At 42.5% G+C, this 14,705-nt stretch carries 10 protein-coding genes; 9 read left to right on the forward strand and 1 reads right to left on the reverse strand.

Annotation, left to right across the window (positions count from 1 at the left end; genetic code table 11):
- Positions 1-322: 322 nt before the first annotated feature.
- The 7 genes from HC179_RS14040 (at position 323) to HC179_RS14070 (ending at position 12,402) form a co-directional block, all read left to right on the forward strand.
- A complete protein-coding gene (locus HC179_RS14040) occupies positions 323-8,623 on the forward strand; it encodes a leucine-rich repeat domain-containing protein (RefSeq protein ID WP_168864862.1) in 8,301 nt (2,766 codons plus the stop codon).
- 62 nt (positions 8,624-8,685) lie between these two features.
- Entirely contained in the window at positions 8,686-8,952 is a 267-nt protein-coding gene (locus HC179_RS14045; RefSeq protein WP_168864863.1) for a hypothetical protein, read from the forward strand.
- Between the two features lie 566 nt (positions 8,953-9,518).
- Positions 9,519-10,340, forward strand: coding sequence for a flagellar hook-basal body protein (locus HC179_RS14050; protein WP_168864864.1), 822 nt, complete (start codon positions 9,519-9,521; stop codon positions 10,338-10,340).
- A gap of 24 nt (positions 10,341-10,364) precedes the next feature.
- Complete coding sequence (locus HC179_RS14055) at positions 10,365-11,201, forward strand: flagellar hook-basal body protein (RefSeq protein WP_168864865.1); 837 nt, start codon at positions 10,365-10,367, stop codon at positions 11,199-11,201.
- 28 nt (positions 11,202-11,229) lie between these two features.
- On the forward strand, positions 11,230-11,532 hold the full coding sequence (locus HC179_RS14060; RefSeq protein WP_168864866.1) for a DNA-directed RNA polymerase subunit beta: 303 nt from the start codon (positions 11,230-11,232) through the stop codon (positions 11,530-11,532).
- A 79-nt stretch (positions 11,533-11,611) separates the two neighbouring features.
- Positions 11,612-12,043: a 3-hydroxyacyl-ACP dehydratase FabZ gene (gene fabZ, locus HC179_RS14065; protein ID WP_168864867.1), complete on the forward strand. Its 432-nt coding sequence runs from the start codon at positions 11,612-11,614 to the stop codon at positions 12,041-12,043.
- A 119-nt stretch (positions 12,044-12,162) separates the two neighbouring features.
- Positions 12,163-12,402: a hypothetical protein gene (locus tag HC179_RS14070; RefSeq protein WP_168864868.1), complete on the forward strand. Its 240-nt coding sequence runs from the start codon at positions 12,163-12,165 to the stop codon at positions 12,400-12,402.
- Positions 12,403-12,463: 61 nt separating this feature from the next.
- Here the strand turns inward: HC179_RS14070 and HC179_RS14075 are convergent, their stop codons facing one another.
- Complete coding sequence (locus HC179_RS14075) at positions 12,464-12,931, reverse strand: hypothetical protein (RefSeq protein ID WP_168864869.1); 468 nt, start codon at positions 12,929-12,931, stop codon at positions 12,464-12,466.
- A gap of 284 nt (positions 12,932-13,215) precedes the next feature.
- On the opposite strand from HC179_RS14075, the gene HC179_RS14080 reads away from it, so the two are divergent.
- Together HC179_RS14080 and HC179_RS14085 are read left to right on the forward strand one after the other, a co-directional pair.
- Positions 13,216-13,962, forward strand: coding sequence for a YveK family protein (locus HC179_RS14080; protein ID WP_168864870.1), 747 nt, complete (start codon positions 13,216-13,218; stop codon positions 13,960-13,962).
- Positions 13,952-14,659 (forward strand): CpsD/CapB family tyrosine-protein kinase, encoded by a 708-nt coding sequence (locus tag HC179_RS14085; RefSeq protein ID WP_205825329.1) that lies wholly within the window; start codon positions 13,952-13,954, stop codon positions 14,657-14,659. Before HC179_RS14080 ends, HC179_RS14085 begins: the two co-directional genes overlap by 11 nt.
- The last annotated feature ends 46 nt before the right edge of the window (positions 14,660-14,705 follow it).

Consider the following 14,705-nt stretch of genomic DNA (forward strand, 5'->3'; position numbering starts at 1 on the left):
AAACAAACAACCACCAAAGGAGCACCCATTCCAGGGCAGCTCCTTTTCTATTACCAAAAACTAAGTCCAAAGCAACAACAAAGGGGTCTGGGGGTCTGTCCCCCAAAAAAGACCCCAAAAAATAATAAAATCCCCCCGCGGGGGACTGACCCCGCCCTAAAGCTCTACCGCACTTAATCTCTTCCTTCCTCTCATTAAGTCAAAACTCCCAAAAAACAAGAAAAATAACCCAAAATTATATTCTCAAATTACTAGATTAGAAGTATAATGGAAACTGCGCCAAAAAAGAAATACATTTTATGTAAATGGAGGTTGATACTGGTTGAAAGCTTTTTCTAGTAAGTTCATTAACTTGATTGCTATTTTCACGTTAGTAATCTCCCTATTCAGCCCGGCTATCGCAAGAGCTGAAACGGTAACAAAAGAAGAATCAGAAAAAACAAGCCTTACCATACTAGAGGCAGTGGAAACGGAAGAGGGGACTACCCTTACCTTCCAAGCGATCACTCCGGAAGGTCAAACTCCCACCGACTTCACTCTAGTAAAAAATGGAGTCGAACAAAACATAACACCAGAATTACTAGTAGAGGAGACACTAGAGGGCTACACGAACAGAACTTATACATACATAGATGTAACCATTGTGCCTGAAGAAACGATCCACTACGCGCTAAGCGCAATTAGTAATGAAACCCTTCTATTCAGCAACACGTCCCTTTACGAACCAAAGGCACAAGCTGTCGAAGAAGAACCTGAACAAGAAGAAGCATCAGAAGAACCAGAAGAACCAGTACAAGAAGAACCACCCGCAGAAGAACAAGAAGAACCACCAACAGAAACAGAAAAAGAAAATGACGAATCAAACGAACAAGTCAACCAAGAACAACAAGAATCAGTTGACACACAACAACAAATCGTCAATATTCCTGACGAAAACTTATCGAACCATTTAAAATTAGCCCTAGATATCACAACCGAAGATATCTATGTAAGTGACATGGAGAGGCTAACGCAGTTTACTGCTATGGGATCAAACATTACCGACCTCACTGGTCTTGAATATGCTGTAAATCTTGAAGATCTAAGTATTTACAACAATAACATCACAGACATCACTCCTTTGGAGAACTTAACAAAGCTAACGTACTTGGATATTGAGATCAACAACATCCATGACATAACACCACTTGCCAACTTGACGCAATTGGAAACATTATGGTTGAGCAATAACCCAGTAGAAGATATTTCTACACTTTCAACATTGACTAATCTACAGACGTTATATCTGCATGGTACAAGTATTACCAACATAACTGTTCTATCTGAATTGGATCACTTATTATATGTTTCCCTTTATAATACGCCTGAATTGGACAAGTCAGAAGGCTCGGAAGCAAGTGGCATCATCTCTGAACTGCGCAATCGAGGAGTAGATGTGTCCGTTGGAGATTTTGAAGAGAATTATGTTTGGATCAATCATGAGTACAGCACCGAAGATAGCATACGAATCTACTATGCATATGCTGGAGAGGTGTATCCGGTTGAATATGAAATTTACCTAAATGATACATTAGTCACTACTACAGAAGATACGGCTTATCTATTCACAGACCTTCAGCCTGACACAGAGTATGCAATCAAGGTTGTTGCCTTCCATGATGATGAAGAGCTAGGAACGGCAACAGCAACTTACAGCACAAGAAGCTTACCTTCTGGTGATGTGATTGCATTTGCTGATTCCGCTTTAGAACAAGCGGTGAAAAATTCACTTGGGATTGGTGACCGAAAAGTGTACCAATCTGATATGGACTATTTATGGTTCATTGAAGCTAGTTACCTTGAACTAAAAGACTTATCAGGTTTAGAATACGCGACAAACCTAGAATACCTATTCTTAGATGGAAATGAGATTTCAGATCTTACACCATTAAGTGAATTAGACTCACTCGTTGATTTAACAGTAAGATACAACCAAATTACGGATCTTTCACCTTTAGAAGGACTAAACCTGGAATGGTTGGACGTACAAAACAACCCAATTTCAGACCTTTCCGTCCTGTTAACTTTAGATAACCTGTCTTATGTTAACATCCTTAATCTTGGTGACCTGTCATATGAAGAAGGATCGCCTGAAATGGCAGTGGTACAAGAACTGCTAGATCGTGGTGTAGATGTCTATTATCAAGAAGAACCCTACTTCGTATTGGAGCTTTATACAGATGAAGTAACCGCTGATTCTGCGCTTGTCAGCTGGTTTATAGATAGCAACGTAGAAGCAGCCTACTACCAAATCTATCTTAACGGTGATCTTTTGGACACGTTTAGTGACCAAAGCTCATACTTGGTCGAAGGCTTGACCGAAGATAGAGGCTACGAAATTGTTTTAGAAGCCTATGACGAAAATTCCAATCACCTTGCTACAAGCGGAATCATCGTCTATCCATCTTCCGGCGAAGGGGAGGGAGAAGGAGAACCGATTCCTTTTGAAGACGCAAATCTGGAAGAAGCGATTAGAAACAGTATTGGCATTCACAACAGACAAATTACATCCGGTGATTTAGAGAACGCTGAATATCTTAACATTTCCGGATATGAAATCACTTCATTGGAAGGTCTGCAGTTTGCCACCAATTTAAAGGCTTTAAACGCAGACCATAATAACATTAAAGATGTTTCTCCGTTGGCGGAGTTGACGCAGTTGACAGATCTCGTCCTATGGAACAATCAAATAGCAGACATCTCAAGTCTGGAAAAATTGACGAATCTAACATTCTTGGATCTAGACACGAACAATATCAGCGACATTACAGCATTAAAGAATATGGACAAATTGGAAATCCTGTGGTTAAAAGATAACCCAGTCACAGACATTTCCCTGTTACTTGAACTGCCTTCCTTAACCGATCTATATCTCGAAGGAATTGCTGTAGATTTCTCTGAAGGAACAGAAGGCTATGACATCATACAGACCCTTATGGAAAACGGGGTGAATGTTTCCTATAGTTCTGGTGGTTATGAGCCTGAATTCATGGGTTACATTAACTACACATCTCCAACATCCATTGGCGTGGACTGGATGACAACTATTCCGTTTGAGCAAATTGATCGTGTGGAGCTTGCTGTAAGTGGCGGAGAACCGATTACGCTCGGACCGGAAGAAAACTATTACGAAATAACAGGCCTTGAGCCGAATACGACGTATACAATCACATTCCGATTAGTTACAACCGATGGAATGGATTATACGCATCAGTTAGAAGCAAGCACAACAGACCAAACCAATGAATTCTGGATGGATTTAATCAGTATGGAAACTACAGCTGACTCCGTTCAATTCAGCTGGGAAACTTCTGTTTATGCAGGCTTCAACATTTACCTTGACGATGTACTTTACGGAGATACGTGGGATAATACTTACCAAATCACCGGCCTGACAGAGGGTCAAGAATATAAAATCAGAATAGATGCCTTGGATGAAGCAGAAAACATCTTAGGTGATATCACATTCTGGGTAACGCCATACGGAAGCGGCGAAGGAGAAGGCGAAGGGGACCCAATCACCATCGAGGACCCGAACCTGGAAAACAAAATTCGTGAAGTCCTGAACGTCTACGACAGAGACCTGACAACAGGCGATATGGAAGAAATAGAAATGCTAGATGCAGGGGACCTTGGGATTGAATCCTTAGAGGGACTTCAGCATGCAGTAAATCTTGCATACTTAGATGTGAAATTCAATGACATCACCGACCTTACACCTTTAAAAGACTTAACAACTCTAATTAATCTTGTAATTTGGGGCAATAGCAATATCACGGACATTACGTCCTTAACAAACCTGACGAATCTAACGTACTTAGATGCAGATGAGACGGCTATTTCCGATCTTACTCCATTAAAAGACATGGACAATCTTGAAACATTATATTTTTCTAGCACAGATGTAACAGATTTATCCGTTTTGTTAGAGTTAGATTCATTAACATTTGTTTCAATGTATGCAATTCCTGCAGACCTATCTGAAGGAACACCGGCATACCAGGTCATACAAACCCTAATAGCCAACGGCGTTGCTGTCTTCTATGACCAAATGGAAGCAGAAAAAGGAATATCAGCCATGACAGCCATGGTCACACAAGATTCCATTGCCATTGAATGGTGGACAACGAACATCCCAACGGAGGAAATTAATCACTTCGAAATCCTCATAGACGATGAGGAACCAATTGTATTGAATGCAGATAGTACAACATATTCGTTTGAAAATCTCACTCCAAATACCGAATACTATATCGAAGTGAAACTCATTACGACAGACGGATCAGAGTATGCAGTCTATCTATATGAGAGTACATCTTATGAACCAACCCTATGGCTGGACCTCTATGCAGAACAAGTAACAGCGAACTCTGTCCAGTTAGTCTGGGACACTTACGGTGACCTGACCGCACATCACTATGGAATTTTCGTAGATGGCCAGTTACATGGGAACACATTTGATAACTTCTACACAGTAGACGGTCTAACAAGCGGAACTGAATACGAAATTAGAGTAGCTGCACTTGATCGAGAAGGAAACGTTATGGACCAAGCCTATCTATATGTCACACCAAACGGTGAAGACGATGGTGCTGGCGAAGGCGACCCGATTACCTTCGAAGACAACGTCCTGGAAGAACAAATTCGCTTCCAACTGGACATCTATGGACGACAAATCACAACCGGCGACATGGAAAAATTAACAACATTCTATGCTCCATCCATGGGCATCACATCTCTAGATGGACTGCAATATGCGGTTAACCTTGAAGGCCTTGATGTTGCACATAACCAAATTACAGACATCTCGCCTATCGCACAGTTAACAAACTTAACAAGCATAGTTATTTGGGATAACAACATTTCGGATATTGCTAGCTTAGAACTGTTAACAAACGTAACGTATCTTGACATGGATACAAATAATATCAGTGACATCACGCCATTAAAAGGCATGCAAAACCTTGAAGCGCTATGGCTGAAGGATAATCCGATCACGGACATATCCGTTTTACTGGACCTTCCTTCACTGATGGAACTGTATATGACTGGTATCCAAGTGGACTTCTCCCAAGGCTCTGAAGGACTAGAAATAGTCCAGGCACTTATGGACAGAGGAGTAATGGTACACTATGACGGCCAACAAGAAACGATAGAATTCTATGGCTATGAATACCTTCTGACAGAAACAGAAATCGGGCTGGAATGGTGGACAAACCTGCCAACAGAGGAAATTGAACGATTTGAAGTGACAGTGGATGGCGGCGAACCAACCGTTCTTTCCGCCGATACAACATCACTTTTACTAAAAGATCTGCAACCTGCAACAACGTACCAAGTAGTATTCACGATGTTTACACAAAGCGGCACAGAGTACACGTCTACTCTGGAAGTGACGACGATGCAAACTCCTGAAAACTATAAAGACGTAACATTGGTAGCAAGAGACAGTAAATCATTAACGGGCGTTCAAGGACTTTACTATGCCATTAGCGGCGTAGATCCAGCAACGCACAACCAGTACCACTATGGCTACACCAATGCAAATGGTAAATTACGTGACTATAACGGCCCATCTGGCGTGCATAAATTGCCGGTTGGAACATATGAAGTCACACTTTACGGTCACCAGGATTATGTAGAAGATATCTTCTTAGTGACAATCACAGAAGACGGAGACTACATCACCAATCCGATCGAGCTACTCGTAGAAAAGATCGAAATGGAAACGGCAGAAGTACAAGTAAAAGTAACAGATAAAGCAGGAAACCCTGTAACAAACCTAGAATACATCTCTCTGTACAGCAGCAAAATGGTCAGTCAATTTGGCTACGATCATGGCTACTACACAGACTGGAGCCTGACAGGTGAAAACGGCGTGTATTCCTTAGGTACACTTGCTGCAAGCGATGATTACAACCTAAGCCTGCAAGCAACAGACTACAAAATGCATGACGAGTACAACGTCACGCTCCTTGAAGGAAACAACACATTAGAAGTGGAGCTGTCCGAAGGGGCAAAAGTAACCGGAAAAATCGTCGATGCGAACAATAACCCGTTACTAGGAGCTTACTATTATGCATACGGAAACACTTCTTATGCTTATGGCCAGACACAATCAGAAGGCGAAATGAAGCTTTCCGGCATCGCAGTGGAAGACATGACGCTTGAGATCAACATGCCTGGTTACCAAACGAAACAGCTTTCCATCAAAGCAACAGACTTTGACGGAGAAACGCTGAATCTCGGCAGCATCGTCATGGACCCAGAGCAATACGTACACGGGAAAGTGTTGAATGAAAAAGGCGAGCCTGTACGCCAAGCATATGTGTACCTCTATGAAGAAGGCGCAAGCTGGAGCTCTTATTGGGCGCGTACCGATGCAACTGGTTACTTCAAAGTAAGAAATGTCGAAGCTGACACTACCTATACGTTGAAGACAGAAGCATACAACCAGCCGCAAGCAGTAAAAGAGGTAACTGCATCAACAGATGAATACACAATTATTCTAGAAAAACCGGCAACAGGTAGCTTTGCTGGAGAAGGAAACAGCATCTCCACGAACAAGCAAACCGTAACAGCTGGTTCTACCGTAGAATACAGAATCAACTACAAAAACAATGGCAATGCCAAAGCGGAAAATGTCAAAGTGGACTTCGCATTACCAGCAGGAGTGACCCTGATCGAAGAATCCATCCTAGCAAGTAAAAAAGATGGATCCACAATCGACAGAACGACAGTCACGCTTGCAGAAGTAAATGCAGGAGAAGCTGGCACAATCTCCTTTAAGGCAACAGTGGATGCAAGCTACCAGGCGGCAAACTTTGTCACGACAGCAAGCATCACAGCCGGAGAAAACCAAACGAACCTTTCCACGACGACAAGTGTGAACTTTGTCACCTTGACGGCACCTGAAGCAACTGCAACATCTACTGTAAAAGTATATGGAGCGGCAAAAGCAGGTTCAGAAGTGGAAATTTACGATGGAAATGTTTTAGTTGGCAAAACAACTGCACAAGGACGCTTCTGGTATGCAGATGTGCAGCTACAAACAACAGCTGGCGTGGATAGCGAACACATCCTGACAGCCAAGGTGAAAAACGGCGAACAGACTGCTTACTCAAGCCCTGTCACCGTAAAATACATCCCAGCAATCCCAACCGTGAAAGATGTAACGATTGATGCAGGATGGAACCAAGATATCAAGCTAGATCCAAACACAGGCGTGGCAACATTCGCCATTGTAGAATTCACACCAATCGATGTGGAAATCGCCTTTGATATGGATATTGAAAAAGGCAAGATCCTTTTCCTTGGAGAAGAATATGCCCTAGAAAAATCAGGAGATGTGTACAAGACAAATATCCCTGGTACTTGGAGCTCCTATGGCGAGCAAATGTTTGAATTAGAATACACAGTAGGCGAAAATACAATCCGTCTGCCATTGATGGAAGTCATCGTGTTAATCGACCCATCCGGCTATGTGTTCGAAGGAAGCATGGACAACCGCTTATCCGGAGTAACAGCAGAAGTATTTGAACGCGACAGAAACTTTGATGAAATTTGGAGATCTTGGAACGCAGCATTCTTCGGCGGCCAGGTGAACCCACAAATTACGGACAAAGACGGCCGCTATGGCTGGGATGTTCCAGAAGGATTCTGGAAGGTAGTATGGACAAAAGAAGGCTATCACACATACGAAAGCCGAATCGTCGAAGTACCGCCTGCAGAAACCGAGTTGAATGTACCAATGGTGCGTAACTATGACCCTGTCCTAGAAACGATTACACCAACAGACTCCACGCATGATGTTGCCCTAGACAGCAGCGTCACAGTGGAATTTGATCGATTGATGAACGAAGAAAACATCCAAGACTACATTAAAGTGTTCAACACAAAGGATAATTCCGAAGTGGAAGGGACGTTCACATTAGAAGGCTACAATGGCTACCGTGAAACAGCACCAAACTCCGGTTACTTTGAAGAAGACGAAAGCATCAAGCTTTCCAAAACTTTCGTATGGACACCAACAAATAGCTTGGAAGCAGGAACAGAATACCGCGTAGAAGTATCTGCTCAACTAACTGACTACGACGGAAAAGTACTTGGAGAAACACAAACAAGCACGTTCCAAACAGTAGCAGCAGAAGAAGAGCCAGGTGACGGAACCGAAGAGCCAGGTGACGGAACGGAAGAGCCAGGCGATGGAACCGAAGAGCCAGGCGATGGAACCGAAGAGCCAGGCGACGGAACAGAAGACCCAGGTGAGGGAACCGAAGAGCCAGGCGACGGAACAGAAGAGCCAGGTGACGGAACAGAAGAACCAGGTGACGAAACAGAAGAGCCAGGCGACAGCAACGAACAACCAGGCACAACTCCTGGTAAAGACAAAGCACCTGCAAAAGATAAAGAAAAAGATAAAAACAAAGCGGACAAAGACGTGAAAAAGGAAGACAAAAAAGAGCAAAAAGGCTCCAAACTTCCAAACACAGCCACACCGCTATACAACTACCTATTGTTAGGAACACTCCTCACAATAGCAGGCGCAATCATCTTCCTATTCAACAGAAGAAGAAACGCCTAACCAAAACCAAGGCGGGGAACACCAACACGTTCCCCGCTCCATAAAAAAGGAGAACACAAATCATGACAAAAAAACTAACCAACCTACTACTGCTATCAGCCCTCATCCTAACACTATCAGCCTGCTCCAACGACTCCAAACAAACGGACGCCCAAGCTGAAACCCAAACACAAACCACCCAAACAACCGAAGACCTACAAGCCCAAATCAAAGAACTAAAAATCGAAAACAGCAAACTAAAAACCGAAAACGCCAAACTCCTAAAAAAAATGCAACACCAACAAAAACAAACCCAAACAACCAAAAACACAACCAACAACAACAATTAACAAACAACAAAACGAAAAAGAAAAAACCTTTGGGGGTCTGACCCCCAAAAAAGAACCCAAAAAATAACAAAATCCCCCTCGCGGGGGTCTGACCCCGCCCCTAAGCTCTTATCTCTTCTAAACAAAAGTCAAACCAACACCCCAAAGGGCTCTGAACCCCTCTTAAGCCCCAAAAACCTAGTCCTTTAACCTCAAATGCCTATGCCAACCCCTAAAAAGTTATAAACACCTCACGAAGGGTATATACATAACACAACCCTACAATTCGGAGGTGTCCCAAATTGATCCAAAACCTAATCATAAAGTGGCACACAATCAGAGCAAGCTATCACGAGATCCTCATACAAGACTGCCTAGACGAAACCCTAAAACAATCCCTAATCAAAAAACGTAACTACCATAACCAACAACTTCAAAAATACACACAAATAAGCGCCTAAACCAAGGCGCTTATTTCCTTTCCCCCAAACATTCACAAAATTACATATATCGACAATTCAAAATTTATACTATAATAGAAATTAGACAAATATGTACGTTATCAAAACCAAGAGGTGAACCCTATCATGTTACGTGGATTCCACACAGCAACAGCAGGAATGCTCTCTCAACAACGCAGAATGGAAATGCTATCAAATAACCTATCCAACGCCAACACACCAGGCTACAAAACAGACCAATCATCCCTAAGAGCATTCCCTGAACTACTGCTCAAAAAAATGGAGCAGGCAAGCATCCCGACAACCAAACCTATTTCATTCAACCAGAACCAAACCATCGGAGCTTTACATACAGGAGTTTACCTCCAGGAAACAGCACCAAAACACACCCAAGGCGACCTGCGTCCAACTGGCAACCAAACAGACCTTGCCATCCTAAATCAAACACTACCTGAAGGAGCATCCATCTTCTTCACAGTCGAAAACCAGGACGGCACACCAAGATACACAAGAAACGGTAACTTTGCCATCGACCAGCAAGGATATCTAACAACAAACAATGGCTTATTCGTCCTAGACGAAAACAACCAAAGAATTCAACTCCAATCCGACACGTTCCAACTACAACAAGACGGCACCATTCTGGAAAATGGTATTATCAACTCTAGGATCGGCATCGCCCTTGCACCAAACGCCAATGGCCTCACACGAGATAATAACGGTCTATACAGACTGAATAATGGCGAAGCCTTACCGAATACCACGAACATACCAGGAACTGCTTTCCAGATCCTACAAGGCCATATCGAACGTTCAAACGTCGACACCGCCCAGACAATGGCAGACATGACCGCTGCCTTCCGAGCATTCGAAGCAAACCAAAAAGTCATCCAAGCTTACGACATGAGTATGCAAAAAGCAGCCAACGAGATCGGACGAATCAACTAACACATCCAGAAAGGAGGAACCTAAATGAACAGAATTATGCTGAACGCAACCAACACCATGAACCAGCTTCAAAAGCAGCTGGACACAATCGGCCATAATATCGCCAATGTAGACACGGTCGGCTACAAAAATCGCCAATCAAGCTTTCAAGAGCTATTGGTTCAACAAACCAACAACCAGACACTGAACCAATATGAAACAATAAGAAATACACCGACGGGAGTCCGTCTTTCATCTGGAGCAGGGCTTGCGCAAACAAAACTTAACCTCTCACAAGGTTCTTTAAAAACAACCGACCGTATGCTGGACTTTGCCCTAGCTAAAGAAGACCAATTCTTCACAGTGCAGGTAACGGAGAACGGAGCAACAAGTACCCAATTCACAAGAAATGGTGTATTCTATTTATCACCGATCAACAACACAGAAGTGATGCTCGTAACAGCAGAAGGTCATCCTGTGCTGGATAGCAGCGAGCAACCAATTGTCTTGCCTGAAAATGTGAAAGAAGTTAAGCTTCAACCTGAAGGGGTTATCTTAGCAGAGTTAACGAACGGACAAGCAGTTGCGAGAGAACTGGGAATGGCCCAAGTCATCCGTCCGCAAATGCTACAGGCAAGACCGGGTTCCTTATTTGCGCTACCGCCTGCGGATGTTGCTAACCCACAAGATGTTGTGGGAGCCATCCAAGGTGCGGACCGACAAAACATCAGCATCAGACAAGGAATGCTCGAGCAGTCCAACGTGGACCTCGCATCAGAAATGACAGAAATGACGCTCATGCAGCGTTCTTACCAATTTAATGCTCGGTCCGTTCAATTCGGTGACCAAATGATGGGTCTTGTGAACGGGTTGAAATCATAATGAATACAGGCAAAGAGGAGGTTGCGCAATGGAGCAAAAAGAATCAAAAAAGAGCTTAACTAGGGAAGAGTTGCGCAAAGCTCAGAAAAATAAAGCAAAACATCAAGAGGAAATAGCAGCATCAGAGGAACAGGAACGCCCAGAAAAATTAAAATGGCGTATCCGTCTTATTCCGATCTGGTTGCGAATTCTAATCCTCATCGCAGCAATGGCAGTAGCTGTTGTCGCTGGAGCGATGGTAGGCTATGGAGTGCTTGGAGGAGGAGATCCAATGGATGTCCTTGAAAAGGAAACCTGGCAGCATATATTTGATCTGGTCAACAAAGAATAAGGAAGCCTTACATAGGACTTCCTATTTTTTATGCCTTCCTTTATAATTGTAAGTAACTATTAGTAGGAGGTCTTAAAACATGCTTGATATTAACCAAATCAAAGAAATCATTCCACATAGATACCCGTTCCTTTTAGTCGACAGAATCATTGAAATGGAAGAGGGCCAACGCGCAATCGGCATCAAAAACGTAACAGCCAATGAAGAGTTCTTCAACGGGCACTTTCCTGAGTTCCCAGTTATGCCTGGTGTATTAATCGTAGAGGCCTTGGCCCAAGTCGGAGCTGTAGCCATGCTGAAAAAAGAAGAAAACAAAGGGCGTCTTGCTTTCTTCACAGGTATCGACAACTGCAGATTCAAAAAACAAGTAGTGCCTGGGGACCAGCTTAGACTGGAAGTGGAAATGACCCGTGTACGCGGCAGTATCGGCAAAGGAAAAGGTACTGCAACGGTAGATGGACAGCTTGTCTGCGAACTGGAAATGATGTTTGCGCTAGGACCAAAGCAGTAATTTGAAGAAATTTGCAAAAGTCATGCAAGCTTTCTCGAAAAATGGGGAATATAAAAAGGGACCAAGCAACTTGAATTAAATAGGTCTTGAAATTCCATTTATGAAAGGAGAAGGTTTATATGAACAGCAAATGGTTATTAAAATTAACTGGTACTGCTTTAGCAGCGATGCTAATTACAGGATGTGCAGCAAACAATCAGGATGTTCCTCCGCCAGAAGAAGAGCCACCAATGGAAGAACCTGCAGATCCTGAAATGGAAGATGAGAACAACATGGAAGAGGAAATGGAAGAAGAAGGTAATGAAATGGAAGAAGAGATGGATGAAATGGAAGAGGACATGGAGAACGACGAGCAATAATCTCTTTGTTTCATACAACGGGGACAGTTCACAAGGCTGTCCCTCTTTTTATATATGGGGTTTACTCTTTATAGTCCCACACAATCCTCCACTCATCTTCTTCCTGAACCACATATACATACTGCACAAATAAAAAATGTCCATACTTCCCATGATACTCCTGCCTCACTTCAAACTTATACGCAGTATCAAAAGCTTCCCCATCCTTCTCGAACCTCCAATCCGAAAGCTCAATCGGTTCGCCAACGTCATATGAAAAAGTATCTGCACCAAAGTGCCCATTGAAGACATGTGCCCGATCTTGCGCGTAGGCCCCTCTGGCAAACCTTGCTTGCATCGATGAATGTAACAACTCCCAAGACCTTCCGTAATTCGCCGTACTCTCATAGTCGTAAAAATTGGCCACGATATTCTTTGCTTTTCTTTCCTCATCTAAGAAGAAAGCAGACAATAGTATATATAATAAAAAAATAAACAACCCTAATCCGATAATTGGAACAAGTATATGGTTTTTTCTTCTCCTGCGCATTGTCATCTCCCCTAAGTTGTCCCCGGCATATAATTCAATATATGCACCCCCATAAAAATTATTTGTTGTTCGACAAACATCCTCATACATTCGACAAATTCCGATATAATTGAAAAAAATTTCATTAATTTTATTGGGATTTCTTAATATTTTCCTCTTTTATTACAAAGAAATTACAATTAATATGTAGATATGCCAGAAAAACTGAACTATAATAGTGTCTATGTGAAATAAATTGAAGAAATATGTAGAAAAGTAATTTAACTATAAAAACGGAGGCTCACATGGAAGAAACAATCAGTCTAAAAGAAATATTCCAAACAATAAAAAAACGTTTATGGCTCATCGTACTCTTAACCGTCGTATTAACAACAGTCAGTGGAGTAGTGAGCTATTTCTTATTAACTCCAATCTATCAATCTTCTACGCAGCTATTAGTCAATCAATCTAAAAATGAACAAGGTACGGTAGATGTAAACCAAATCCGTTCCAATGTGGAAATCATCAGTACGTATAATGTCATCATTAAAAGCCCAGCCATTCTTGATACAGTAAGTACGGAATTAGGTGGGGAAGAAACGGCATCATCCCTCAACTCTATCATATCAGTAGGTCCAGAAGGGACTTCTCAAATACTTAAGATTACAGTGGAACATCCAGACCCAGTCATGGCAGCAAAGATTGCCAATACTACGGCTGAAGTGTTCCAAAGCAAAGTGATGGATCTGATGAATGTAGACAATGTGACGATCTTATCACCTGCTCAAATAGGTGAAAATCCTTCCCCAATCAAGCCCCAACCTATACTTAACATGGCAATTGCCTTCGTAATAGGATTGATGGCAGGTGTGGGACTAGCATTCTTATTAGAGTTCCTGGATAACACAGTAAAGAACGAACAAGATGTAGAAAAACTATTAAACCTACCTGTCCTTGGCTCTATCACCGTTATTGAAGACAAAGACATCCAAGAAGCAATGCAAAGGAACCAATTAAAAGCAAGAACAAGAGGTGAGACAGTTGGCTCTTAGAAAAAAACTAAAGAAAACGACAAAAGCAACCACTAGCAGACACTTGATATCAGACAAGCTGCCAAAGTCTCCGATATCTGAGCAATATAGAACAATCCGAACAAATATCCAATTTTCCGCGGTAGACCAGGAATTACGTTCCATCATGATTACCTCCACTGGTCCAGCAGAAGGGAAATCCACAACGGCAAGTAACCTAGCGGTAGTGAATGCGCAGCAAGGAAAAAAAGTATTGTTTATTGATGCAGACATGCGTAAACCAACTGCACATTACACTTTCCAACAGGATAATTTCAGAGGCTTGACGACGGTATTGACAAGGCAAACGTTCCTAAGTGAGACAATTCAGCCAACTCGTATTGATAACCTTGATATTCTGACAAGTGGCCCGATTCCTCCTAATCCGGCTGAACTTCTTAGTTCCCGTGCGATGGACGATCTGCTTGCTGCCGCATACCAAAGTTACGATCTGGTTGTAATCGATACCCCTCCTGTACTTGCGGTAACAGATGCTCAAATACTAGCAAATCAATGCGACGGAACAGTTCTTGTAGTAGCAAGCGGATCCACAGACCAAGAAAGTGCCGTGAAAGCAAAAGACCTATTGGAATCTGCAAAAGCTAAATTGCTTGGCGTCGTATTAAATATGAAAAAGAAAAGTGACAATTCGTATTACTACTATTATGGCGGAAAATAAGAGGATTCTTCATCCTCCTATTTTTCGGAAATGAACCATGACTATA

Source organism: Bacillus sp. RO1 (assembly GCF_012524115.1).
Classification (GTDB): Bacteria; Bacillota; Bacilli; order Bacillales; family Bacillaceae_I; genus Sutcliffiella_A.